General features: G+C 39.4%; 19 protein-coding genes and 1 tRNA gene. 16 read left to right on the plus strand and 4 right to left on the minus strand.

The annotated features are described in order from the left end of the window. Nucleotides 1-370: 370 nt before the first annotated feature. Nucleotides 371-443, plus strand: a tRNA-Gln gene (locus H3Z82_RS05720). A gap of 73 nt (nt 444-516) precedes the next feature. Here the strand turns inward: H3Z82_RS05720 and H3Z82_RS05725 are convergent. Together H3Z82_RS05725 and H3Z82_RS05730 are read right to left on the minus strand one after the other, a co-directional pair. Then, a complete protein-coding gene (locus H3Z82_RS05725) occupies nt 517-729 on the minus strand; it encodes a hypothetical protein (RefSeq protein ID WP_182203531.1) in 213 nt (70 codons plus the stop codon). A gap of 22 nt (nt 730-751) precedes the next feature. Further along, nucleotides 752-1,576 carry a universal stress protein gene (locus tag H3Z82_RS05730; protein ID WP_182203533.1) on the minus strand — a complete coding sequence of 275 codons (825 nt, stop codon included), beginning with the start codon at nt 1,574-1,576 and terminating at the stop codon, nt 752-754. Nucleotides 1,577-1,730: 154 nt separating this feature from the next. Here H3Z82_RS05730 and rimP point away from each other — a divergent pair, with 154 nt between their 5' ends. The 3 genes from rimP to infB are packed head-to-tail and all read left to right on the plus strand — an operon-like array spanning nt 1,731 to nt 6,283. Next, nucleotides 1,731-2,198, plus strand: coding sequence for a ribosome assembly cofactor RimP (gene rimP / locus H3Z82_RS05735; RefSeq protein WP_182203765.1), 468 nt, complete (start codon nt 1,731-1,733; stop codon nt 2,196-2,198). A 12-nt stretch (nt 2,199-2,210) separates the two neighbouring features. Further along, nucleotides 2,211-3,443: a transcription termination factor NusA gene (gene nusA / locus H3Z82_RS05740; RefSeq protein WP_182203535.1), complete on the plus strand. Its 1,233-nt coding sequence runs from the start codon at nt 2,211-2,213 to the stop codon at nt 3,441-3,443. A 29-nt stretch (nt 3,444-3,472) separates the two neighbouring features. Then, entirely contained in the window at nt 3,473-6,283 is a 2,811-nt protein-coding gene (gene infB / locus H3Z82_RS05745) for a translation initiation factor IF-2 (RefSeq protein ID WP_182203537.1), read from the plus strand. 150 nt (nt 6,284-6,433) lie between these two features. On the opposite strand, the gene H3Z82_RS05750 is transcribed toward infB, so the two are convergent. Further along, entirely contained in the window at nt 6,434-6,817 is a 384-nt protein-coding gene (locus tag H3Z82_RS05750; RefSeq protein ID WP_182203540.1) for an SPOR domain-containing protein, read from the minus strand. Nucleotides 6,818-7,112: 295 nt separating this feature from the next. On the opposite strand from H3Z82_RS05750, the gene H3Z82_RS05755 reads away from it, so the two are divergent. The 12 genes from H3Z82_RS05755 (at nt 7,113) to queG (ending at nt 23,368) form a co-directional block, all read left to right on the plus strand. Beyond that, entirely contained in the window at nt 7,113-8,405 is a 1,293-nt protein-coding gene (locus H3Z82_RS05755; protein WP_182203542.1) for a c-type cytochrome, read from the plus strand. Between the two features lie 69 nt (nt 8,406-8,474). Continuing rightward, nucleotides 8,475-11,600, plus strand: coding sequence for a TAT-variant-translocated molybdopterin oxidoreductase (locus tag H3Z82_RS05760; RefSeq protein ID WP_182203551.1), 3,126 nt, complete (start codon nt 8,475-8,477; stop codon nt 11,598-11,600). Between the two features lie 31 nt (nt 11,601-11,631). Next, entirely contained in the window at nt 11,632-13,383 is a 1,752-nt protein-coding gene (gene nrfD, locus H3Z82_RS05765; RefSeq protein WP_182203553.1) for an NrfD/PsrC family molybdoenzyme membrane anchor subunit, read from the plus strand. Between the two features lies 1 nt (nt 13,384). Further along, nucleotides 13,385-13,918, plus strand: coding sequence for a DUF3341 domain-containing protein (locus H3Z82_RS05770; protein ID WP_182203555.1), 534 nt, complete (start codon nt 13,385-13,387; stop codon nt 13,916-13,918). A gap of 5 nt (nt 13,919-13,923) precedes the next feature. Continuing rightward, nucleotides 13,924-14,505, plus strand: a complete 582-nt coding sequence (locus H3Z82_RS05775; RefSeq protein WP_182203557.1) for a c-type cytochrome — start codon at nt 13,924-13,926, stop codon at nt 14,503-14,505. Nucleotides 14,506-14,507: 2 nt separating this feature from the next. Further along, nucleotides 14,508-15,851 (plus strand): quinol:cytochrome C oxidoreductase, encoded by a 1,344-nt coding sequence (locus H3Z82_RS05780; protein ID WP_182203560.1) that lies wholly within the window; start codon nt 14,508-14,510, stop codon nt 15,849-15,851. Between the two features lie 25 nt (nt 15,852-15,876). Further along, on the plus strand, nt 15,877-16,947 hold the full coding sequence (locus H3Z82_RS05785; protein ID WP_182203562.1) for a cytochrome c oxidase subunit II: 1,071 nt from the start codon (nt 15,877-15,879) through the stop codon (nt 16,945-16,947). A 32-nt stretch (nt 16,948-16,979) separates the two neighbouring features. After that, complete coding sequence (locus H3Z82_RS05790) at nt 16,980-18,776, plus strand: cytochrome c oxidase subunit I (protein WP_182203564.1); 1,797 nt, start codon at nt 16,980-16,982, stop codon at nt 18,774-18,776. A 472-nt stretch (nt 18,777-19,248) separates the two neighbouring features. Continuing rightward, complete coding sequence (locus H3Z82_RS05795; protein ID WP_182203566.1) at nt 19,249-19,767, plus strand: hypothetical protein; 519 nt, start codon at nt 19,249-19,251, stop codon at nt 19,765-19,767. Nucleotides 19,768-19,985: 218 nt separating this feature from the next. Continuing rightward, nucleotides 19,986-21,011, plus strand: coding sequence for a Holliday junction branch migration DNA helicase RuvB (gene ruvB, locus H3Z82_RS05800; RefSeq protein ID WP_182203568.1), 1,026 nt, complete (start codon nt 19,986-19,988; stop codon nt 21,009-21,011). Between the two features lie 87 nt (nt 21,012-21,098). Continuing rightward, nucleotides 21,099-22,436, plus strand: coding sequence for a cytochrome P450 (locus H3Z82_RS05805; protein ID WP_182203570.1), 1,338 nt, complete (start codon nt 21,099-21,101; stop codon nt 22,434-22,436). Continuing rightward, nucleotides 22,436-23,368, plus strand: a complete 933-nt coding sequence (gene queG / locus H3Z82_RS05810; protein ID WP_182203767.1) for a tRNA epoxyqueuosine(34) reductase QueG — start codon at nt 22,436-22,438, stop codon at nt 23,366-23,368. The genes H3Z82_RS05805 and queG overlap by 1 nt, the downstream gene beginning before the upstream one ends. 119 nt (nt 23,369-23,487) lie before the next feature. Here the strand turns inward: queG and H3Z82_RS05815 are convergent, their stop codons facing one another. Beyond that, nucleotides 23,488-25,350, minus strand: coding sequence for a hypothetical protein (locus tag H3Z82_RS05815; protein WP_235982379.1), 1,863 nt, complete (start codon nt 25,348-25,350; stop codon nt 23,488-23,490). Nucleotides 25,351-25,544 lie beyond the last annotated feature (194 nt).

Consider the following 25,544-nt stretch of genomic DNA (forward strand, 5'->3'; position numbering starts at 1 on the left):
GCGTTGGATTTAATTGCTCAGAACATCCATTAAAATTAATGATAGAGGTGTTTTCTGGTGAAAATGAATAATGACTTATTCTTCTTTAATTGAGGTCATCGGGTGTCCATCCGGCTGGCACAGACGGAAAAACTCGTAAGGTGTATCTAACAGTCTTTTTAATAGAGACGTGCTTCGGTGTATTAAAACCCATTGCTAGAAATAATTCAAATTTAAAAGTATAGACCATCCGACTAATTCAGTGGTTGTCAAGGGTTAGTTTTAACTAATTGCATTTTGAGAATACGGAATAATTAAAATTACGTTTTTTCTGTGCAAAATATTTGTAATAATAAAACATTGTAGTAGATTTGCATCCTCAAATAGAGATTGGCCTATGGTGTAACTGGCAACACGTCTGGTTTTGGTCCAGAAGAGTCTAGGTTCGAGCCCTAGTAGGCCAACAAAAGTTGAATTCCCGATATAGCAATATGTCGGGATTTTTGTTTTACGGGGTTGCCTACTTGGGCGAGAAGTTTATCCCGATATTTCGGGAAGCCCTAGTAGGCCAACAAAAAGTTGAAATCCCGATATAGCAATATGTCGGGATTTTTGTTTTACGGGGTTGCCTACTTGGGCGAGAAGTTTATCCCGATATTTCGGGAAGCCTAGTAGGCCAACAAAAGTTGAAATCCCGATATAGCAATATGTCGGGATTTTGGTTTTTTTACATAATTTGTCTTGGCTCATAAAGCGAAACGGTCTTTATTCTTTAAATTTTAAACGTAATCACCGGTCGCTTTGAATGATTGACCACATCTTCACCAATACTGCCGCTGAAGAAATGCGAAATACCTTGTCTGCCGTGGGTACTGATGCCAATTAAATCGGCATCAATATCTTTTGAGAAATTCAAAATTCCACTTTCAACACTTTCATCATTATATATATGGATGGCATAATCTTTAAAGTCATAATCTTTTATAAAATTGTGAATCCGATTCTCAGCTTCCGCAGTTGAAAGGAAATCATTGGCGGTGTTGACCATTAATAAGTGCATTTTCGCTCCAAATGATTGAGCAATCTCAATGGCCTGTCGATACGTTTCTTTATTGTCTTTTTTGAAATCAGATGCAAAAACAAAGCGTTCCACTTTAAAATCAACATGTTCGCCTTTAATTACTAAAACTGGGATGTCTGAAGTGCGGACCACTTTCTCAGCATTTGATCCTATAAACATTTCTTTCAGTCCGCTGGCGCCATGAGATCCCATTACAATCAGGTTTACTTGGTGCTCGTGGCAGGTGTCCACAATACTGCTGAACGAAGGGTAGTTTTTTACAATATCATGAACCTTAATGCCTTTCAGGTAATTTTTGGATAGTAGAAGTTCAAATTTTTGCTCTGCAAGCTTCATGAAAAACATGGCTTCTGGTAAAGCACTTGGTGTACTGAGTGCATCAATTTCTTGCAGTGGAATTTCTAGCATGTGCAGCAGGTAGATTTCAGAGCCGTGTTTTTTTGCCAATTGTGCAGCGACTTTTAAAGCATTTTCTGCTTGTTCTGAAAAGTCAGTGGGTACAAGAATCTTTTTCATGGAGAGGAAGTTGAATGTTGAAACATAAATTTAATAATAAAAATCGACTTTATATCCTTTGGATAAGTCAATAAAAAAATCGTATATTTGCACCGCTGATTGATAAAAGAGAACACGAGGGGACATGAAAGTCCCCTCTTTTTATACTAATATAATGCTGAGCGAAGACACTGTTAAAACGTTGGTAGATAAAGGATTGGAAGAAAGATCGGATCTTTTCTTGATCGATCTAAAAATTGGTGCAGGTAATAAGATCAGTGTCGTGATAGATGGTGATAATGGTGTTACTGTTGATGATTGTATCTTCATGAGTCGTGCTATTGAGCATAATTTGGACAGAGAGGAAGAGGATTTTTCACTAGATGTAGCATCTGCTGGAGCAACTTCGCCATTGGTCAGTAAAAGACAGTATAAAAAGAATATTGGCAGGGCATTGGGCGTTAAAACCAATGCTAATGCTAAGTTTGAAGGTGTGTTGACTGAAGTTGATGATAATGAATTGACTTTGGAATGGAAAGCAAGAGAGCCCAAGCCCGTAGGGAAGGGTAAAATAGTGGTAAATAAGCAGGCTAAGATCAAGTATGATGATGTCTTAGAGGCTAAAGTGATAATAAAATTTTAATTCGAGGTAGTTATGGAGAATATTGCGTTAATTGATTCTTTTTCTGAATTTAAGGACGATAAATTAATCGATCGTGTAACGTTGATGGCAATTCTAGAAGATGTGTTGAGAAATGCACTAAAGAAGAAGTATGGTGATGACGATAACTTTGATATCATTATAAATCCTGACAAAGGCGATTTGGAAATATGGCGAAATAGAGTGGTTGTTTCTGATGGAGAAGTAGAAGACCCAAATCAGGAAATTGAACTGTCTGCGGCACGTAAAATAGAACCGGATTTTGAGGTTGGTGAAGACGTGGCTGAAGCCGTTAAACTAATTGAATTGGGAAGACGCTCAATTTTGGCATTACGTCAAAACTTGATTTCTAAAATTCATGAACATGATAATACCAATCTCTATAAGCAATTTAAAGATTTGGTTGGAGAGATTTATACTGCTGAGGTCCACCATATTCGTCACCGAGCCATCATTCTTTTAGATGATGACGGAAACGAGATCATCCTTCCAAAGGAAAAACAAATTCCTTCAGATTTCTTCCGTAAAGGAGAAAACGTAAGAGGTATAATTGAAAGTGTTGAGCTTAAAGGCAATAAGCCAGCCATTATTATGTCAAGAACAGCGCCAGTATTTTTAGAAAAGCTTTTCGAGCAAGAAATCCCAGAGGTTTTTGACGGATTGATCACCATTAAAAAAGTGGTGAGGATGCCAGGTGAAAAAGCAAAAGTAGCAGTTGACTCCTACGATGATAGAATTGATCCTGTTGGTGCTTGTGTGGGAATGAAAGGTTCAAGAATACACGGGATTGTCCGAGAGTTGGGCAATGAAAATATTGATGTTATTAATTACACAAGTAACGTTCAGTTGTTTATCACCAGAGCATTGAGTCCAGCGCGGGTAACTTCGGTTAAACTCAATGAAGAGACGATGCGTGCTGAGGTGTTGCTCAAGCCAGAAGAGGTGAGTAAGGCTATTGGTAGAGGTGGTCATAATATTCGTTTGGCAGGTCAGTTGACTGGCTATGAAATTGATGTCTTTAGAGAAGGGGCAGAAGAAGATGTGGAGTTATCAGAATTTACTGATGAGATAGAGGGCTGGATCATTGCAGAGTTCAGCAAGGCAGGATTAGACACTGCAAAAAGTATCTTGGAACAAGATGTTCAAGATTTGGTTAAAAGAACCGATTTAGAAGAAGAAACCATTTTAGATGTTATCAGAATTCTTAAGGAAGAATTTGAAGAATAACACATATTAAGTTATATTAGAAGCAATTTATGGCTGATACAATTAGATTAAATAAAGTATTAAGAGAACTCAATATTTCTATTGACCGTGCCGTCGATTTCTTGGAATCGAAGGGCATTACTGTGGAAAAGAGTCCCAATACGAAAATATCAGATGATGTTCATATGGTTCTTTCCAATGAATTTCAAACTGATGCCAATAAAAAAATGGCCTCTCAGGAGGTTAGTGAGGCTAAGTTGAAAGAAAAGGAGGAGTTACGTGAACAACGTGAGCGAGAGATTGAGGAGAAGCTGAAACGAGAGGAAGCCAGCAAACAAGTTGTGAGAGCTAAAGCGTCTTTTAGAGGTCCAAAACAGGTTGGAAAGATTGATCTGGATCCGAAAAAGGCAGAAAGCACTGAAAAAACAGAGCCAGCTGAGCCGGTTAAGCCAGTTGAATCCGCAAAAACTGAGGCGCCGAAGGCAGAGAAGGTGCCTGAAGATTTAAAACAGCCTGAAGTTTCAGAAAAGGAAGTTGCATCGGAAGAGAAAACGATCAAGGAAACACCTAAGAAAGCCGAAAAAGCAAAAGATAAGGAACCTGCCAAGGTGACCGAAGCAACTGAGAAAGTTGCTAAAGATAAAGAGGCCGAAAAACCTAAAAAGGTTGAAGAAGCTGAAAAGCCTGAGGCTGCTGAAGCTGAGGACGAATTGATGAAAACGCAATATCAAAAGTTGTCCGGTCCCAAGATTGCCGGTGAAAAAATAGACCTTTCGCAATTCAATAAGCCTAAAAAGAAAAAAGAAGAAAAGAAAACTGCGGCTGGAGATTCCAATAAGAGAAAAAGACGTCGGATCAGTAAAGGGCCTGCAGCCCCAGGATCTAAACCGACTTACGGGAATAGAGGTCAAAAAGGAAAAGCAGGTGGACGTGCAAGCACAGTAAAAGAAGAGCCGAGCGAAGCAGATGTGCAAAAACAGGTTCGTGAAACCCTTGAGAAACTTCAAGGAAAAACTAACCGAGGCAAAGGTGCTAAGTACCGACGAGATAAGAGAGATCAACACCGTCAGCAGACCGAAAAGGATATTGAGCAGCAAGAAGCGGAAAGCAAAGTGTTAAAAGTTACGGAGTTTGTTACGGCAAGCGAAGTAGCAACGATGATGGACGTCCCAGTGACCCAAATTATCTCAGCATGTATGTCTTTAGGTATGATGGTGACCATGAACCAGCGTTTAGATGCTGAAACACTATCGGTCGTTGCCGATGAGTTTGGATATGAGGTGGAATTCATAACCTCAGATCTTGAAGAGAATATTGAAGTTGTTGAAGACAATCCAGAAGATTTAGTGCCACGTGCACCAATTGTTACGGTCATGGGTCACGTAGATCACGGTAAGACGTCCTTGTTGGATCATATCCGTCAAGAAAACGTCATTGCGGGAGAGTCAGGAGGTATTACACAACATATTGGCGCTTATGCAGTAGAACTGGAAGGCGGTCAAAAATTAGCGTTCCTTGATACGCCTGGTCACGAGGCCTTTACAGCCATGCGTGCCCGTGGAGCTCAGGTAACGGACTTGGCAATTATTGTCATTGCTGCGGATGACGCCATTATGCCGCAGACCAAGGAAGCAATTTCCCATGCTCAAGCAGCTGGCGTACCAATAGTATTTGCGATAAACAAAGTGGATAAGCCAACGGCTAACCCAGAAAAGGTAAAAGACGGTTTAGCACAAATGAACTTATTGGTTGAAGATTGGGGTGGAAAAATCCAATCTCATGACATCTCAGCTAAGACAGGGCAAGGCGTTAAAGAGTTATTGGAAAAGGTGCTTTTAGAAGCCGAATTGTTAGAGCTTCAAGCTAACCCAAATAAACCTGCTGTTGGAACAGTAGTGGAGGCGTTTCTTGATAAAGGGCGCGGCTACGTATCTACCATCTTGGTACAAGCCGGAACTTTAAAAGTTGGCGACTATGTACTTGCTGGTAAAAATAGTGGTAAAGTGAGAGCTATGCATGACGAACGTGGAAAAGACGTTGCTGCTGCAGGGCCATCAACGCCGGTTTCAATCTTAGGATTGGACGGTGCGCCACAAGCTGGGGATAAGTTTACAGTATTTGCTGACGAGCGTGAGGCACGCCAAATAGCAGCCAAACGTACCCAATTGCAACGTGAGCAATCGGTTAGAACGCAGCGTCATATTACTTTAGATGAAATTGGACGTCGTATAGCGCTTGGAGATTTCCAAGAGTTGAATATCATTCTTAAAGGTGATGTGGACGGTTCAGTGGAAGCGTTGACCGATTCCTTCCAGAAACTATCAACTGAAGAAATCCAAGTTAATATCATCCATAAAGGTGTAGGTGCCATTACAGAGAGTGATGTGTTGTTAGCCACAGCTTCTGATGCCATTATTATCGGGTTTAACGTACGTCCGATGGGTAATGCACGTCAAATTGCAGATCAAGAGGAAATTGATATCAGAATGTACTCTATTATCTATGATGCCATCAATGATCTTAAAGATGCTATGGAAGGCATGTTGTCTCCAGAGCTTAAGGAAGAAATTACTGGAACTGCAGAAATTAGAGAAATATTTAAAGTTTCTAAAGTTGGAACCATTGCTGGATGTATGGTGACTTCCGGTAAAATATTCAGAAACTCAAGCATCAGATTAATTAGAGAGGGCGTTGTGGTTTATACAGGTGAGCTGGCGTCGTTGAAACGATTTAAGGATGATGTTAGAGAAGTGTCGAAAGGTTATGATTGCGGTATGCAAATCAAAAATTACAATGACATTCATGTAAATGATGTTGTTGAAGCTTTCCACGAAGTTGAAGTCAAAAAGAAATTGAAATAAATTTCACATGTAGATAAAAAAAAGCGATTCATTGAAAAATGAGTCGCTTTTTTTGTGCCTATAACTAAGGGTGGTATTCGATTTTATGTTGCGATTAAAAATTCGAAACAAGTGCCGGAATTCTTAAGCGTATAAAGGAATTCTTAAACCTTATCTGTTCTTTTTAGGGCGTAACACCAACGCGTCTGGATAGGTTTTCTTAACAGTCATCAAAGCACGGTCCGCTTCCAAACGCGTCCTAAAGTTTCCGAGCCATATCTTATAGTTTGGTGACTCATATTCAATAGAATTGCTCCAGTCTGGAAATAAGTTTGAGATGTCGCTTTTGATAGTTTGGGCGCCACCGCGGGAGCCGTTATACACTTGAATGACAAAAGCATCCACCGTAGCCTGTGCGTCTCTTTTAAATTCCAAGAGCCTGTCAATCTCTTTGTCTTGATCAATGGTAACCATACCTTCTTGAGCGATTGAGGCAACTGGTATTGCACATAAGGCCAGTCCTAAAATGGCGGATTTTAAAATGGGTTTTATCATGGTGTAGGTGTTTTTTAAGAGAGAAATCTCGATTTACTTAATAATTGGATTATTTTTTCACAAATCATATTCAGCAAAAATATCAAAATTAATTTGTAATGTCCTTATCTGAAATCAATAAACTAAATAAGCCTATTTTTATTATTTAGAATGTTTATAAATTATCAATTAACACTTCTGTAACATTTCCCAAATCGACTTTAAGTGTTACTTTTGCGAGTGATTTTATAACTGTATTTTTTTCTTTTTAACGAAAAAATCGTACCAAAGTTTGGAAGATAATTCAACGAATAATATGAAACAGGTGATACACTGTAAATTGGCCACTAAATTTCTTCATTTAGGGTTTTTTATTTTACTTACGTTTTCAGCATCGCTTCAGGCCCAAGATGGAGATCCTGCCAAAGGGAAAACATTATACAATGCTAACTGTGCGGCATGTCATAAATTAGACGGGCCAATGACCGGGCCTCCGCTTCGAAATATTGAACAGAGATTGGCCGATGAGGAAGGTCTGGATAGAGAGTGGTTGACTGCCTGGATCCATAATAGTATGGGCATGGTCAATGCTGGCGATCCTTATGCTGTTAAAATATACAACGAGTATAATCAATTGCCAATGATGCCGTTTCCGCAGTTGTCGGACGAAGATATTAGTGATATCTTGGCCTATACTGCTCAGGAGAAAAAGGCGCCTGCTCCTGTAGCTGGTGTTGAGGCTGCTGGTGGACAAGGTGGCGAGTCTGGGACTTCAAACCAATTGATTCTTGGTGCATTAGCGCTATTGTTTGGTTTGCTTGCCATGGCTTTGGTGTTGGTGAGACGTACTTTAAATCGTTTTGCTGAAGCTAAGGGTGTTGTCGTTGAAGATGATAAGAAAGCTTCTATTTGGAGAGCCTTTGCTCAGAATCAGTTCTTGGTTTTAGTAACGGTTATTATGTTATTGTTGGCCAGTGCTTATTTTGTTTACGGCTATTTCATGCAAATAGGGGTTGATGAGGGGTACGCACCTGTTCAACCAATCCATTATTCGCATAGAATTCACGCTGGAGATAATGGAATTGATTGTAAGTTCTGTCATTCTTCTGCACGGGTAAGTAAAACTGCCGGTATTCCGTCATTGAACGTGTGTATGAATTGTCACAAGTCAGTTTCTGAAGTTTCTGAAGATACATTTGCGGAAGGTAAATCCTATGGTGTAGATTATAACGAAGAGATTCAAAAATTATATACGGCAACAGGATGGAATCCAGCTGAGCAGGATTACACGGGAGAACCACAGCCTGTAAAGTGGATTCGTATTCATAATCTGCCTGACTTTGCTTATTTCAATCACGCACAACACGTAACGGTTGGGGGTATTGAGTGTCAAACCTGTCACGGTCCGGTAGAATCCATGGAAATCATGTCGCAGTTTGCGCCGTTAACTATGGGATGGTGTATTGATTGTCATAGAACAACCGATGTAAAAATTGAGAATAATGAATATTACACCAAAATCCACGAGCAGTTATCTAAGAAGTATGGTGTAGAAAAGCTGACCGTTGCACAAATGGGAGGTTTGGAATGTGGTAAATGTCATTATTAATAAATTAAAGATACAGTCATTGGTTTTGATTAAAAACCTCTAACTATCAACTAATAACTATTAAAGAATATGTCATCAAACAAGAAATACTGGAAAAGTGTTGAAGAGCTAAACACAGACAGCTCTATTGTTGAGGCGCTTAAACAAAGAGAATTTGTTGACGAAATTCCTACAGACGAATTTCTAGGTAATAAATCCAACTTGGAGTCGTCTTCAACAACACGTCGTGATTTCTTAAAATATGTTGGCTTCAGTACGGCCGCGGCATCTTTAGCGGCTTGCGAAGGGCCAGTTGTTAAATCGATTCCTTACGTTGTTCAGCCCGAAGAAATCATTCCAGGGGTGTCTAACTTCTATGCGACTACAATTGCGGATGGTTTTGATTTTGCAAGTGTTTTAGTGAAAACACGCGAGGGACGTCCAATCAAAATTGAAAACAACGATTTGGCAGTCACTCAAGGTGGTGTTAATGCAAGAGTACACGCTTCAATTTTAGGACTGTACGATAACTTGAGGGTCAAAGGGCCCCAAAAGGAAGGTGCTGATATTTCATGGGACACGTTTGACTCTGAAACCAATCAGAAGTTAACCGATGTGATGAACGGTGGAAAATCTATCGTATTATTGACGCAAACTTTTGCAAGTCCATCAACCAGTAAATTAATTGCCGATTTTAAGGAGAAATATGGCAATGTGCGCCACGTAGTTTATGATGCTGTTTCAGAATCTGCTGCATTAGATGCCTTTCAGGCTAAATATGGAGAACGCGCTTTGGCAAACTATGATTTCTCTAAGGCATCTACTATAGTTTCGGTGGGGGCTGATTTCCTTGGAGATTGGCAAGGTGGTGGATTTGAATCTGGATACGCGAAAGGCCGAGTACCTACTAATGGGAAAATGTCAAGACATATCCAAATTGAAGCCAATATGTCGTTAACAGGTGCTAATGCCGATAAACGTATTCCGGCAACCCCTTCACAGCAAAAACAGGCTTTAGCCAAGTTGTTTAGTTATGTTACCGGACAATCTGTTTCAACAGACCTGCCGGCACATATTGATGAAGCCATCCAAAAAGTTGCCTCTGAGCTTAAAAGAGCAGGTAGTAATGGAGTTTTGGTTACAGGAATCAATGATGTGAATGCACAAACAGTGGCATTGGAAATAAATGCAGCTTTAGGAAGTAAGGCGTTTGATACGGCATCTCCAATTAAGAAAAGACAAGGTAGTAATAAAGAAGTGATGGCTTTAGTAGCAGATATGAATGCTGGTAAAGTTGGTGCCATTATTATGAATGGGGTCAATCCACTGTATACCTTACCAAATGCAAATGAATTTGCAGAAGGCTTAAAACAAACAGAACTGTCTATTGCGTTTTCTATGAAAGCTGATGAGACTGCTTCTGAATCTCAATATATTGCTGCCGCACCTCACTATTTAGAATCTTGGGGTGATGTGGAGTTTAAAAAAGGACATTTCGGATTAATGCAACCAACAATCCGTCCGTTATTCGATACACGTCAATTTCAACAAGCTTTATTAAAGTGGGTTGGTAGTGACCTTAGCTATTACGAGTATATTAAGGAAAACTGGAGCACAGGTATCCTTGGTGGGGCGTCATTTAGTCAAGCGTTACATGATGGAATTTTCGTTGCTAGCGGATTAACTAATGTTTTGGCATCTGGTCCATCGTCCGAATTGGAGGGTGATGCGGCTACTGAAACAGTAACTGCCGCTTCAGGTGGAGGTGCTGCAAGAGCTTTAGCTTCGGCTGGAACTTCAGGCGGTATGGAATTGCAACTCTATACAAAAACCGGGATGGGAGATGGTCAGCAAGCCAACAACCCTTGGCTTCAGGAATTTCCAGATCCTTTAACAAGAACTTCTTGGGATAACTACGTTACAGTGTCCAGTTCTGATGCTAAGAAATTAGACATCAAAAATTGGCATGTTGCCGATGGTGGACTTAACGGTAGCTTAGTAGAATTGACCGTTAATGGACATACCATTACAGCTCCCGCAATTATCCAACCGGGTCAGGCAGTGGGTTCGTTGGGGCTTTCATTTGGATACGGACGTACCAAAGGGCTTAAAGAGGAAATGCAAACCGGTAAGAATGCCTACCAGTTTTATAAAGACTTCAACAGTACCCAAACTGACGTTTCAATTAAAGTTGTTGGCGGCGTTCATGAATTTGCTTGTGTGCAGTTGCACAACACGTTGATGGGTCGTGGCGATATTATTAAGGAAACTACCCTTGAAATCTTTAATACAAAAGATAAGGAATATTATAATCCACTTCCGAAAGTATCTTTAAACCATATTGAAACGCCTTCTACTGAGGTAGATCTATGGGATGAGTTTGATAGATCTATTGGGCACCATTTCAATTTATCTATTGACCTAAATTCATGTACGGGTTGTGGGGCTTGTGTCATTGCTTGTCATGCAGAAAATAACGTTCCGGTAGTAGGAAAATCTGAAATAAGAAAAAGTAGAGATATGCACTGGTTGCGTATTGATAGATACTATTCTTCTGAAGATACCTTTATAGGTGATATTGAAAGAAAGGAAGCAGCAGACGGTTTATTGGGCGATACCGGTATCAAAAGCACGTTGCACGAAATGGAAATTGCAGCCGACAATCCGCAGGTAGCTTTCTTGCCAATGATGTGTCAGCATTGTAACCATGCACCATGTGAAACCGTTTGTCCTGTTGCGGCAACTTCCCATGGACGTCAAGGTCAAAACCACATGGCCTATAACCGTTGTGTGGGTACACGTTATTGCGCTAACAACTGTCCTTATAAAGTACGTCGTTTCAACTGGTTCAGATACAATAAAAATGATGAATTCGATTACAATATGAACGATGATTTGGGTCGTATGGTATTGAATCCTGATGTTGTTGTACGTTCGCGTGGTGTTATGGAAAAATGTTCATTGTGTATTCAGAAAACACAAAAAACAATTCTTGATGCCAAACGTGAAGGACGTGAGATTAAAGATGGTGAATTCCAAACAGCGTGTTCTGCAGCTTGTGGCACAGGAGCAATGGTATTTGGAGACATCAACGATAAAGAGAGTAAAGTTGCAAAACTTAAAGAGGATAAACGGATGTATCACGTACTTGAGTATATTGGAACACAACCCAACGTTCAGTATCACACAATTGTGAGAAATACAACGGAATCATAATTATTAATTAAGAAATAATTCTAAAAGCATTATGGCGTCTCATTACGAAGCACCTATTAGAAGACCTTTAGTTTTAGGTGAAAAATCATACCACGATGTTTCTGTGGATATCGCTAAACCTGTTGAAGGGAAAGCCAATAAATCTTGGTGGATAGTTTTCTCTATCTCACTTGCGGCCTTTCTATGGGGAATTGGCTGTATTATCTATACCATCAACACAGGGATTGGAGTTTGGGGCCTAAATAAAACCATCGGTTGGGCCTGGGACATTACCAACTTCGTTTGGTGGGTTGGTATCGGTCACGCAGGTACATTGATTTCTGCAGTATTATTATTGTTCCGTCAAAAATGGCGTATGGCAATTAACCGTTCCGCGGAAGCGATGACTATCTTTGCGGTGATCCAGGCAGGATTGTTCCCATTGATACACATGGGACGGCCGTGGTTAGGCTATTGGGTTTTACCAATTCCAAACCAATTTGGGTCGTTGTGGGTTAACTTTAACTCACCGTTGCTATGGGACGTATTTGCAATTTCAACCTATCTATCGGTATCTTTAGTATTCTGGTGGACTGGATTATTACCTGACTTTGCGATGATTCGTGATAGAGCGGTAAAGCCTTTCCAAAAGAAAATCTATTCCTTATTGGCATTTGGTTGGTCTGGAAGAGCAAAAGATTGGCAACGTTTTGAAGAGGTATCCTTGGTCCTGGCCGGATTGGCAACACCACTTGTACTCTCTGTACATACTATTGTATCTTTTGACTTTGCAACCTCAATAGTACCAGGATGGCATACCACAATTTTCCCTCCCTATTTCGTAGCAGGAGCAGTTTTCTCTGGTTTCGCCATGGTAAACACACTTCTGATCATTATGAGAAAAGTGGTGAGCTTGGAAGATTATATTACGGTTCAACATATAGAATTGATGAACATTGTTATCATGATCACGGGTACAATTGTAGGTGTTGCTTATATTACTGAGTTATTCATTGCGTGGTACTCTGGGGTGGAATATGAACAGTACGCCTTTTTAAACAGAGCAACGGGACCTTATTGGTGGGCATACTTACTAATGATGACTTGTAACGTGTTTTCACCACAGTTCATGTGGTTCAAAAAATTACGTACAAGTATTATGTTCTCTTTCTTTATTTCGATTGTGGTAAACGTAGGGATGTGGTTTGAGCGATTTGTAATTATTGTAACCTCATTGCACAGAGACTATATGCCTTCAGCTTGGACCATGTTCCAACCAACATTTGTTGATATAGGAATATTTATTGGTACCATTGGTTTCTTCTTTGTATTATTCTTATTGTACGCCCGTACATTCCCTGTGGTTTCACAGGCAGAGGTAAAAGCAATTTTGAAAACTTCTGGTCAGCGCTACAAACGTATCAGAGAATCTGGCGGTAGTTTAGTAGGGACCGGTACTGATCCACGGACCCATAATGTGAATCCTCATGCAGGAACACCTATAGTTGATGAAGGACCTGCAGTTAAGGCGCATGACCCAGAAGCTATTAATAAGTTGATGGAGAATGTTGGTACATTTGATCCGACTACGCAAACCAAAGATGATTTGCAGCAAATTAACGGCATTGGTCCTAAGATGGAAGATGTCCTTAACAGTATTGGAATCTATTCGTTCTTACAAGTAAGCAATATGACCAAGAGAGAATATGACTTGTTGGATGAAATCACCGCTGCCTTCCCAGGAAGAGCAGAGCGCGATGATTGGGCAGGACAAGCTAAAACATTAATTAATAACAAAGAATAGTATGGAAGGATCTTCAAAAGTTATTCACGCTATCTATACAGATGATGATGTCTTGATGGCTGCCGTTAAGAAAGTAAGGGCAGAGAGATATCATATTGAAGAAATATATACGCCGTTTCCGGTACACGGATTGGATAAAGTTATGGGGCTGGCACCAACAAGACTTGCCATCACGTCTTTTCTATACGGTTTGGTAGGGTTAGTAGTTTCTATCGTTATGATAAATTATATGATGATTGAAGACTGGCCACAGAACATTGGAGGGAAGCCAAGTTTTTCCTATCTCGAGAATATGCCGGCGTTTGTACCAATCATGTTTGAGTTGACCGTATTTTTTGCAGCGCATTTAATGGTAATTACATTTTATCTACGCAGTAGATTATGGCCATTTAAAGAAGCAGAGAATCCAGATATAAGAACAACGGATGACCATTTCTTAATAGAAATCAGTGCCGGGACCAATGTTGACGAACAGTTTGATATATTAAGAAATACAGGAGCGGTAGAAGTTACCTTAATTGATAAAGCACACTAATACACATGAAAAGCTTATTTAAATTAACAATATTGATGGTTGTTTTGGTTTTTTTTGCATCATGTCAGAATAAATCGAAACCTAATTATCAGTTTTTTCCAGACATGTATGAGCCTATAGGTTATGAAGCTTACAGCGAAGTTGAGTTTTTACCTGATGGCATGGAAGCAAAATTGCCTGCTGAAGGAGCCATAGCCAGAGGCCACGTTCCTTTTGATATTGATGGTAGTATCGAGGGCTATAACTTAGCAAAGGCAAGTTTAGTATCACCTTTGGATTCTACTCAGATTGATGGGGTTAAAGGAGGGCAATTATATGATATTTACTGCGCGGTTTGCCACGGTAAAAAGGGCGATGGCCAGGGAATTTTGGTACAACGCGAAAAGATCTTGGGAGTACCTGCCTTTGATGATCAAGGAAGAGCTTTAACTCAAGGAAGCGTTTATCACACCATTCATTATGGTAAAAACGTCATGGGATCTTATGCCAACCAATTGAATGAAGAAGAGCGTTGGCAAGTTGTAGATTACGTGATGCACTTAAAATCAGAATTAGGAGGAAGTCAGACTGTTAAAGATTCAATATAGATATGTATACAATTTCAAATAGATTAAAGACATTTTCCATCATCCTAATCGTTTTGGGTGTGTTAGGGGTGGCCTATGGTTTTATGACATCTCAAAAATCTTTGGAAGAGGTTAAGACAATGCTTGTTGAGGAGCATGCCCATACTGAAGACACTGAGATTTCCGTTGCAGAACATGCCGAAAGTGCAGCACCTACGGGAACTGAACATGCTGATGTCTCACACGATGATGAGCATGCCGCACATGTTCAGGAACAATTGGCTAAAAGACCTTGGTCAGCGCTGTATGTGTCCGCTTTATTTTTTATGACAATTGCTCTTGGAGTACTTGCTTTTTACGCAATTCAAGTTGCTTCCCAAGCAGGTTGGTCTCCAGTATTGTTTAGAGTAATGGAAGCCATTTCCGCTTACTTATTACCAGGTGCTATTATTGTGATACTTCTTGCGGTAGGTTCTCATTTTATTGGACACCACAACGAAATTTTTATATGGATGAACCCAGAAGTGGTTGCTGATGATAAGTTGATCCAAAACAAATCTGGATATTTAAATATTACGGCATTTTTAATTAGAGCTATTATTTTTATAGCAGGTTGGAGTTTATACCAATATTTTGCACGTAAATTCTCAATCGCTCAAGATAATGCGGAACCAGGAGATAAGAGAAACTTTAAAAAGTCGTTTAGAATTGCGGCCGGATTTTTAGTGTTTTTCATTTACACTGAGTCTATTATGTCTTGGGATTGGATTATGAGTGTTGATCCACATTGGTTCAGTACACTATTTGGATGGTATGTTTTTTCAGGGATGATTGTCGCTGGCGTAACTGTTATTGCCATGTTAACCATCTATCTAAAAGGGAAAGGACTTTTACCATTGGTAAATGATAGTCATATCCATGACTTGGCAAAATATATGTTTGGATTTAGTATTTTCTGGGCTTACCTATGGTTTTCACAATTTATGCTTATCTGGTATGCCAATATCCCAGAAGAGGTGGTGTATTTTGCAGCACGAATAGAACATTATAAATTACCGTTCTTTGGAATGTTAGTGCTTAATTTTGTGTTCCCATTCTTAGTTTTAATGCATAGTGATTATAAACGTGTGCCGTGGTTTGTAATGATGGGCGGTGTTATAATTTTAGTTGGCCATTATGTCGATTTGTTCGTTATGATTATGCCGGCCACCGTGGTAGATAGATGGTATATTGGAATTCCGGAAATTGGATCTATTTTGTTACTTGGAGGTTTGTTCATGCTGGTAGTCTTTACGTCCTTGTCCAAGGCGCCATTAACACCTAAAGGCAATCCATTTATTAAAGAAAGTGAAAATTTCCATTATTAATAACCTATAAAGAAGAGAAACGACAATGACTGCTTTATTCATAATTATAATAGTACTTTTTGCAGCGGTTGCCATTTGGCAAATGGTCAAAATATTTGATTTGGCCCAAATTAAAACGGACACCTCAAATAATGGAATAGCAACTGATTACGATAATAAGGTCAATGGTTATTTGATGTTGGCGTTTTTAGCCTTTATATACATCATTACCATTATTTCATTTGTGTATTGGGGCCATTTACCATTAATGTCTAACGCCGCTTCAGAGCATGGGGCCGAAGTTGACAATTTGATGATGATTTCCATGATTGTTATTTTTACGGTGCAAATCATCACCCAGTTTTTGCTGCATTATTTCGCCTATAAATACCGCGGAGAAAAAGGCAAGAAAGCTTTATATTTTGCAGACCACAATACATTAGAAGCCGTTTGGACCATTATACCAGTAATCGTTTTGGCAGGTTTGATCATCTATGGTCTCTTTACATGGAATTCCATTATGAATATTGATGAAGATGCTGATCCGATGGTAGTAGAGCTTTACGCTCAACAATTTGGATGGACGGCTCGTTATGCTGGTCAGGATAATGTTTTAGGCTTGGCCAACGTAAGGTTGATTGATATTGACAAGGCGAATGTCTTGGGTATTGATGAAGCCGATCCGAATGCGGCAGATGATATTATTGTCAAAGAATTGCACTTACCTGTTGGTAAACCGGTTCTTTTTGAAATACGTTCGCAAGATGTGTTACACTCGGCATATATGCCACACTTTAGAGCACAAATGAATTGCGTGCCTGGCATGATCACAAAATTTGCGTTTACACCAACCTTGACCACTAAGGAAATGCGTGAAACCCCAGAAATGATTGCCAAAGTTGAAAATATCAACAATATAAGAGCTGAGAAGAGTAAGGAGCTATTGGCTAAAGGAGAAGAGGAACTTGATCCTTACGAGTTCCACTACCTTCTACTTTGTAACAAGATTTGTGGGAAGTCTCACTATAATATGCAAATGAATATTATTGTAGAAACCCAAGAGGAGTATGATGCTTGGATTGCTGAGCAAAAGACTTTCAAAGAATCATTGAATTAATAATAAATCGTTTTAACAAGTATATATAGATTATGTCAACACACGCAGTAGATATTCACGCACATGACGACGGTCACGGACATCATCACAAAGAAACCTTTGTAACCAAATATATCTTTAGCCAAGATCATAAAATGATCGCAAAGCAATACTTGATTACGGGAACCATTATGGGAATCGTTGGTGTAATGATGTCACTAATGTTCCGTATTCAGATTGCATGGCCTGAAGAGCCAAATATTCTTTTTGAAGCTTTATTGGGCAAATGGGCACCAGGTGGTGTGATGGATGCCGATATCTATTTAGCATTGGTCACCATTCACGGTACAATCATGGTGTTTTTCGTTTTAACGGCTGGTTTGAGTGGAACTTTTAGTAACCTATTAATTCCGTACCAAATTGGCGCCCGAGACATGGCCTCAGGATTTATCAATATGTTATCGTATTGGATATTCTTTGTGTCGTGTGTTATCATGATGGGGTCCTTGTTTCTTGAAGCTGGTCCCGCTGCTGCAGGATGGACCATATATCCTCCTTTAAGTGCCCTACCTATGGCTCAGCCAGGATCAGGTTGGGGGATGACCCTCTGGTTGATATCTATGGCATTATTTATTGCGCAATCTTTATTAGGTTCATTGAACTATATTGTAACCGTTATTAATATGCGTACAAAAGGAATGTCAATGACAAGGTTGCCATTAACCGTTTGGGCATTTTTTGTGACTGCAATTATTGGGGTGGTATCCTTCCCAGTTTTATTGTCTGCAGCCTTATTGCTAATCATGGACAGAAGTTTTGGTACCTCTTTCTTCCTATCAGATATTTTTATACAGGGTGAAGTTTTACATTATCAAGGCGGATCACCTGTACTTTTTGAACATTTATTCTGGTTCTTGGGGCACCCTGAAGTTTATATTGTGATTTTACCCGCCATGGGACTTGTGTCAGAGATTATGGCAACCAACTCCCGAAAACCAATTTTTGGATATCGTGCGATGGTGGCGTCCATTTTGGCGATCGCATTTTTATCCACTATTGTTTGGGGTCACCACATGTTCGTTTCAGGAATGAATCCATTCTTGGGGTCTGTGTTTACTTTTACAACTTTACTGATTGCCATACCCTCTGCGGTAAAGGCTTTTAACTGGATCACCACCATTTGGAGAGGGAATATTCAGATGAACCCTGCCATGTTATTTGCCATTGGTTTTGTATCTACATTTATCACGGGAGGTTTAACAGGAATTATTGTTGGAGACAGTGCCTTGGACATTAACGTACATGATACCTATTTTGTTATTGCCCACTTCCACTTGGTCATGGGAATCTCGGCTATCTACGGAATGTTTGCAGGAATTTACCATTGGTATCCAAAAATGTTTGGTAGAATGATGAATAAGAATTTGGGATATATCCACTTCTGGATTACGGCCATCTCTGCTTATGGCGTATTCTTCCCGATGCATTTTATCGGAATGGCTGGATTACCAAGACGCTATTATACCAACTCAGCATTCCCATTATTTGATGATATGACGGATGTGAATATTGTAATTACCGTATTTGCATTAATTGGTGGAGCAATTCAGCTCGTTTATTTATATAACTTCTTCGTTAGTATTTTCTATGGTAAAAAAGCAACCATGAATCCTTGGAGATCGACGACATTGGAATGGACTACGCCTGTAAAACATATACACGGCAACTGGCCAGGAGAAATTCCTCATGTATACCGTTGGTCTTATGACTATAGCAAACCAGGACATGATGATGACTTTGTACCGCAGAACGTTCCTTTAAAGGAAGGTGAAGAGGAGTTGCAGCATTAATCACCAATTCCTGCGAAGGCAGGAAACCTTTAGGTTCAGCGTAGCTAATCTCAGAATCCATTCCTGCGTAGGCAGGAATCTCATCATAAATATTCACAGACCCCCGGATTGCACTATCTTTCTGGAGGTCTTTTTCGTTCGTGTTATTCTATCTATTAATTTGGTCTTTTTGTACATGAGATTCCCGCTTTCGCGGGAATTTGTCGGAATGATCCTATCATTCTGAAGGTCTTTTTCGGTTTTTTTCGCTTTATATTATTGTTTTTGAATAAGAGATTCCCGTTTACCTATCGGCAGACAGCACGCGCGGGAATAGATTATATCAAAAGCCTTTCTGAATATGAAGGGCTTTTTATTGATGATTGCATCATTTTAAAAATTCATCATAAGTATTATCCTAACTTGTTTTTGGTTTTCAATGTTTTATTTTGTATGTTTGAATTTAACGTAATAACCTGAAAATTAGAGAAATATGAAAAAACATTTGACTTTATTCTTATCGTTTTTATTGTTTTTTTCTTGTGGAAATGAAACTTTAAAATCTGAAGATCCCAACGCTATTGCAACGGAAAGAGCTGAAGAAAATTTTACTGTTAATGCACGATCAGCGTATAATTTTGATGAATTAACTAATACTGCTATTGGTTATGATAATAATGGCGTTGTAGAATTAGGAGTTTCAAAACAAAAAGTAATGGAAACATTTATTATGTTTTCCATGCTACATAATGAAGAATTAAAACCAAAATCTTTTGAGATTATTACTATTGATGATTTTCATTATTTGCGTTTTTATTCAGAAGATGATATCGTTTCTACAATAGCTTTAATAAAAAATGATAATGATCAATATATAACAGGACGAACTGTATGCGAAACTAAACGTTGTGCTGATGGAGGTGGATGTATTCCAAATGGAGATTATTGTACGCCTTGTGTAAGAAATGATGTTCCTGGCGATTGTAAAAGAACCACGATTTCAGAACCTTGATATCCTGATGCATAATTTTGTCTAAGTAAATTATTTGAATAAAATCCTTTCCAAACGAGAGGATTTTTTATTTAACCATGTAATACATTCAAAATCCTTCTTTAATAATCTTCCTTATTCGTTATCTTTGTTTTCTATCAATTGGATACGAGCCGAGCGATAATAATATTAACTTAAAATGATCCCGTAGTGTCGGGACTGCCTTCGCAGGAATGAGTATGAACGATAACCTAAACCCATCCAACGACAACTTTTCACCAGAAGAATTTGATGTTGAAAAGAAATTAAGACCCTTATCCTTTGATGATTTTACAGGTCAGGAGCAGGTGTTGGATAATTTAAAGATATTCGTAGAAGCTGCCAACCAGAGGGAGGAAGCTTTGGATCATACCTTGTTTCATGGGCCTCCAGGTCTCGGGAAAACCACTTTAGCACACATTTTAGCGAGCGAATTGGGCGTTGGCATTAAAGTAACCTCAGGACCTGTTTTGGACAAACCAGGTGATCTTGCAGGTCTTTTGACCAACCTCGATGAACGTGATGTATTGTTTATTGACGAAATCCATCGTCTCAGTCCAATTGTTGAGGAATATTTGTATTCCGCTATGGAAGATTACAAAATAGATATCATGATTGAGTCGGGGCCAAATGCAAGAACGGTTCAAATTAACCTGAATCCCTTTACGCTAATTGGTGCTACAACACGTAGCGGACTTTTGACTTCGCCAATGCGGGCACGATTCGGAATTCAAAGCCGATTACAATATTACAACACTGAATTATTGACTACCATTACCCAGCGTAGTGCGTCTATACTAAACGTGCCGATTTCTATGGAAGCAGCCGTCGAGATAGCTGGCAGAAGTAGAGGAACGCCGAGAATATCGAACGCTTTGTTACGTCGTGTCCGTGATTTTGCTCAAATAAAAGGGAATGGTAGTATTGATATCGCTATTGCCAAATTTGCACTTAAAGCTTTGAATGTGGATGCGCACGGGCTTGATGAAATGGACAACAAGATTTTGATGACCATTATTGATAAATTTAAGGGCGGACCAGTAGGTATTACAACCTTGGCTACTGCCGTTAGTGAAAGTGCTGAGACCATTGAGGAAGTTTACGAACCGTTCCTAATCCAGCAAGGCTTTATCATGCGGACCCCACGAGGAAGAGAGGTGACAGAATTGGCATATAAACATCTCGGGAAAATTAAGAACAATATCCAAGGCGGATTATTCTCTTAAGCTCCTAAACTGAAAGGCTTCAGTAATATTCCAAAAAAAATTAGCGAACTTGAGAGCTTCACACCTGCCAAAAATGAACCCAAAGCAATGGCTACACCTAAAGAAATCCCATCTGTTCCTTTATTAAGTTTTATAAAGCATTCATTGGAGATTCTTAAAAATCCGTTGAATTTTCATCATGCAAACTTCACCGCCAAGGGCGATACGTTCAAACTTAAGATAGGTCTCTCTACGGACATTGTTTTTTCGCGTGATGCCGCCTTTGCCGAATATGTTCTGAAAAAGAATCAGCGCAATTATACCAAATCCAAAATCCAGACGGAAGATTTGGTCAAATATGTGGGGAAAGGATTGCTGACTTCTGAAGGAGAATTATGGAAAAAGCAACGCCAGCTTATTCAGCCTGCGTTTCATAAAAAGCAACTGGCTACTCTGTTGGATAAAATACGAGAGGCCATTTTACTGGAATATAGACACATTGAAGTGGATAAAAAACTTGATGTTTTTCCTCTCTTTAATGACCTCGCCTTCCAAACTGTTGTTAAATCTTTATTCAGTAATGCTGCAGATGCAGAAGCTATCAGCCGATTACAATTTATAACGGAAGCTGCACAGAAAATGCTGGTCAGAGAACTGAGGCAACCTTACTTAGGCTGGTGGTTCAAAGCAAGCGGCACCATCGAAAAACATTTGGAACTGACTCGTGAGGCCCGACTAATTCTTAAAAATAGTGTCAAGACGCGACGGGAATCGCATATTAAGCATGGCGACTTATTGGACATGCTAATGGAAGCACAATATGACGACGGCAGTTTTATGGAAGAAGAACAGCTGATAGATGAAATCCTGATTCTTTTTATCGCGGGACATGAAACAACCTCCAACGCCCTAACTTTTATCTTTCAGCTTTTGGCGAAACATCCAGAATGGCAAGAGAAAATTTATCAAGAGAACCTCCAAATCACAAAAAACTCAGAGGATTTGATGCATTTGGTGACCACGTCTAATGTCTGCCGGCAAGTCATTGAAGAAGGAATGCGCTTATATCCGCCAGTCTATTTTATTGATCGTGTAAATATTGAAGACGATGAATTTAACAATATGATCTTCAAAAAAGGTTCGAACTTGTTGTTTTCTATTTATGAAATTCACCGTCATCCGAAATTGTGGGAAAGAGCCAACGAGTTTTTACCAGAACGTTTTGCAGATGGCGGACGAAAATTTTCATCGCAATACTTTCCGTTTGGCGCAGGCCCAAGAAAATGTATCGGGAATAATTTTGCTATGTTTGAAATGATTATTGCCGTCACTGAATTGGTAAAAAACTATAAAATTACTGCCGAATTTGATGCCATAGAGATCACGCCTTTAATTACTTTAAAACCTAAGAATGCTTTTTTAAGATTTGAAAGTAGAACGAAGTGATGAACAATAAAGCCAAATACAGCCAACTCATAAAATCTGAAGCCAAACGTCTGGGCTTCCTTTCCTGTGGCATCAGCAGAGCCCAATTTCTTGAAGAAGAGGCACCCCGACTCGAAAAATATCTGAAGAATAATATGAATGGTGAAATGCACTACATGGAAAACCATTTTGACAAACGCTTGGATCCGACTAAGCTTGTTGAAGGTTCTAAATCCGTCATTTCTCTTTTGCTAAATTATTACCCAGACGAAACTCAAATTGAAAACACCTTTAAGGTGTCGAAATATGCTTACGGCACCGATTATCATTTTGTGATCAAGGATAAGTTAAAGGAACTTTTAAATTTCATCACTAAAGAAATCGGCGAAGTCAGTGGTCGTGCCTTTACGGATTCTGCACCAGTTTTGGATAAAGCTTGGGCGGCCAAATCAGGATTGGGATGGGTTGGCAAACACACCTTGTTGTTGACCCAACAAACGGGTTCGTTTTATTTCGTGGGGGAATTGATCATCGATTTGGAGTTGGAATATGACGCACCCACAACCGATCATTGTGGCACCTGCACAAAATGCATCGATGCCTGCCCAACACAAGCCATTACGGAACCTTATGTGGTTGATGGCAGTAAATGCATCTCCTATTTCACCATAGAGTTGAAAGATAAAATCCCCACCGAATTTAAAGGTCAATTTGACGATTGGATGTTTGGTTGCGATATTTGCCAAGATGTGTGTCCTTGGAATCGCTTTTCAAAAGCACATAGTGAACCTTTATTCAATCCGCACCCAGAATTATTGTCTATGACCAAAAAAGATTGGGAAGAGATTACTGAAGATGTGTTTAAGGACCTCTTTAAAAAATCCCCTGTAAAACGAACCAAGTTTGAAGGTTTGAAACGGAATATTGAATTCCTACAAAAGGAGAAACCTTGATCTTTTGTCGTCAAATTTAAAATTGACGTCAAACTTGTTTTTCCTAATCTTTAACCTGCCCGTACCTAAAGGGTGCGTTCGGGCAAGTCCCCCAAGCTCATCACCTCAAGCCTAATCCCTTAATTATACCATACAGGTGTCGGCTTACCCAAGTCGAAATCCTGAAAGCCAAAGTCTTCGGTTTCGTAGGCATTCGTTTTAAAAATATTGTTGCCTTGACCAGGAATCTGCGGATAAAAAGAAAATGATAATTGAAAAGAATTGAATACCAAATAATCATTTCTGATAATAACACCTGCACTAAACGAAGCGTATAATTTACTTTTTATGACAGATTCATCTTCATTGCCCAGAGCAGCGGCACTCAAATTAATATACGGATTCAATCGAAAGCCCCACAGCTCCCAAGGTGAATAAAACTGGGTCTGTAGGGAAAGGACGTATTTCTTGGTTCCCATTCTATCACTGTCAAAACCAGGAATGCCAGCACCTTGTTTTAGATCAAAATTATTGTCATAAACGCCTCTAAATTTATTTTCTTGATCAATTGTAATCCGATCGCCTTCAGAGGGCAATCGGTTCGTCCCAATGAGAATTTGTGGTTTTACAAACTGGCGCATCTTCCAATGGTTGCCTAAAGAGATCAGATTTGTAAAGTACTTGGCCTGTAACGAAATAGTCGTTTGTTCAAGATGGCCATGATCTACAAAACTGCCAAATTCAAAACTGGTGCTTAAATGACCCCACTTGAAATAATTTCCGTGCGATGCTTTGGCACCAAAATACATGCGGTTCTTTTGATTCTTCCTTTGATAGCCTCCCGTAATAGCATAAACCGTACCCACAGGAACATCCTCAATGGTGCCATCTCTGAAGATATAATCGTCTTTTACGAACTGTCGTGAGGCAAGACCCAAACTCCCTAAATAAAACGATTCGTTGGCAAAATACCCAATACTGTCATAAGTGGCAGAAGGTCGTTCACGATATCCTACATGTAAAAACCTCAAACTGCTAATGAGGTTAGTGGTACGTTCTTTTTCTGAATTACCTGCAAAAATTCTGAATGCATGCCCACCCCAAAAATCTTGAGTCAGATATCTAAAATGCTGTAAATTAGGTTCACCTTGGCCATTATCCAATTCGTCCATTCGGAATTTTTCATCAAGATATATGCCACCAGCCCAACGTGCCAAGGGGGAGTAAAAAGGGCGTTTAATATCTAAGATTTTACTATACTGTCCTTCTAAGTCAATAGTGTAAGCCAATGTTGTTTCGATAAACGTGTTGTTAATATTGGGTACAGTATAGTTCATTTCGTAACCGTAATTCCCGTTGTCCATACGCTTGGTAACATTGTTGTTAAACTCATGTCCAAACCCTAAAAAATTCCGATTCTTTAGTCTGATCCTGGTTTTTGAGGTTGAAATGCTGGCTGAAGGAATTAAGCTCCATGCATCCAAAACTTCAACATGAAGATCAACAGAGTCGTTAGACGTGCCTGCATTTTTGGCGGTAACTTCAAGTCTTCGTATATAACTCTGAGACCTGATGAGCCGCTCGGACTCACTTAACAAAAGTGTATCTAAAGGCGTATTTTCCTTAATGAGTAAGGTGTTTCTGATGGCAAATTCTTTGGTTTTGATATGTATGAAATTACCGGTTTTTTCAATCCAACTATTGGCTGTTTGGGTACTGTCCGTAAACGAAAACCCAAAAGGATCATGGCTTTCAATGGTAATATTCCGGATGATTTTCCCTTCAAATGGTGCGAGATCCTGTTTCGGTCGGTTGTGTTCAGATTTTACAGGACGCTTTGTAGTGGATCTAAAAAGAAGTTTATGAAGCGTTTTGGTGACTTTCGTTTTCTCTGAATAATCCTCTATCTTTTGATATAAAGAATCTTTCTTGGTTGGAGTGACTTGTGCCTCAACAATCAAGTGACAAAATAAAATGATAAAAATTGTTACGAAGGTTTTCAATAGCGTCAGACAAATGGGGTTCAAAAAACACCTGCAAATATACTTTAATTCAAGACGTTAAAATTACTTTATCGTGGTGAAATTCTGTATTTGATTAACTGTCTTATTAATTGTTGTAAGAGGTTTAGAACTGGGTAATCATCTTACCTTATTTGTTCTTTGATTGATCATAAATTGGTGCATAATCAAATAGC

The organism is Gelidibacter maritimus, assembly GCF_014062315.1.
In the GTDB taxonomy this organism is placed as follows: domain Bacteria; phylum Bacteroidota; class Bacteroidia; order Flavobacteriales; family Flavobacteriaceae; genus Gelidibacter; species Gelidibacter maritimus.

What these genes read in the sequence shown, in the direction of transcription:
- queG (WP_182203767.1), top strand. Translation starts at nt 22,436, where the DNA reads ATGAACAATAAAGCCAAATACAGCCAACTCATAAAATCTGAAGCCAAA.
- nrfD (WP_182203553.1), top strand. Translation starts at nt 11,632, where the DNA reads ATGGCGTCTCATTACGAAGCACCTATTAGAAGACCTTTAGTTTTAGGT.
- H3Z82_RS05760 (WP_182203551.1), top strand. Translation starts at nt 8,475, where the DNA reads ATGTCATCAAACAAGAAATACTGGAAAAGTGTTGAAGAGCTAAACACA.
- rimP (WP_182203765.1), top strand. Translation starts at nt 1,731, where the DNA reads ATGCTGAGCGAAGACACTGTTAAAACGTTGGTAGATAAAGGATTGGAA.
- H3Z82_RS05750 (WP_182203540.1), bottom strand. Translation starts at nt 6,817, where the DNA reads ATGATAAAACCCATTTTAAAATCCGCCATTTTAGGACTGGCCTTATGT.
- infB (WP_182203537.1), top strand. Translation starts at nt 3,473, where the DNA reads ATGGCTGATACAATTAGATTAAATAAAGTATTAAGAGAACTCAATATT.
- ruvB (WP_182203568.1), top strand. Translation starts at nt 19,986, where the DNA reads ATGAACGATAACCTAAACCCATCCAACGACAACTTTTCACCAGAAGAA.
- H3Z82_RS05775 (WP_182203557.1), top strand. Translation starts at nt 13,924, where the DNA reads ATGAAAAGCTTATTTAAATTAACAATATTGATGGTTGTTTTGGTTTTT.
- H3Z82_RS05785 (WP_182203562.1), top strand. Translation starts at nt 15,877, where the DNA reads ATGACTGCTTTATTCATAATTATAATAGTACTTTTTGCAGCGGTTGCC.
- H3Z82_RS05755 (WP_182203542.1), top strand. Translation starts at nt 7,113, where the DNA reads ATGAAACAGGTGATACACTGTAAATTGGCCACTAAATTTCTTCATTTA.
- H3Z82_RS05790 (WP_182203564.1), top strand. Translation starts at nt 16,980, where the DNA reads ATGTCAACACACGCAGTAGATATTCACGCACATGACGACGGTCACGGA.
- H3Z82_RS05730 (WP_182203533.1), bottom strand. Translation starts at nt 1,576, where the DNA reads ATGAAAAAGATTCTTGTACCCACTGACTTTTCAGAACAAGCAGAAAAT.
- H3Z82_RS05780 (WP_182203560.1), top strand. Translation starts at nt 14,508, where the DNA reads ATGTATACAATTTCAAATAGATTAAAGACATTTTCCATCATCCTAATC.
- H3Z82_RS05795 (WP_182203566.1), top strand. Translation starts at nt 19,249, where the DNA reads ATGAAAAAACATTTGACTTTATTCTTATCGTTTTTATTGTTTTTTTCT.
- H3Z82_RS05725 (WP_182203531.1), bottom strand. Translation starts at nt 729, where the DNA reads ATGAGCCAAGACAAATTATGTAAAAAAACCAAAATCCCGACATATTGC.
- nusA (WP_182203535.1), top strand. Translation starts at nt 2,211, where the DNA reads ATGGAGAATATTGCGTTAATTGATTCTTTTTCTGAATTTAAGGACGAT.
- H3Z82_RS05805 (WP_182203570.1), top strand. Translation starts at nt 21,099, where the DNA reads ATGGCTACACCTAAAGAAATCCCATCTGTTCCTTTATTAAGTTTTATA.
- H3Z82_RS05770 (WP_182203555.1), top strand. Translation starts at nt 13,385, where the DNA reads ATGGAAGGATCTTCAAAAGTTATTCACGCTATCTATACAGATGATGAT.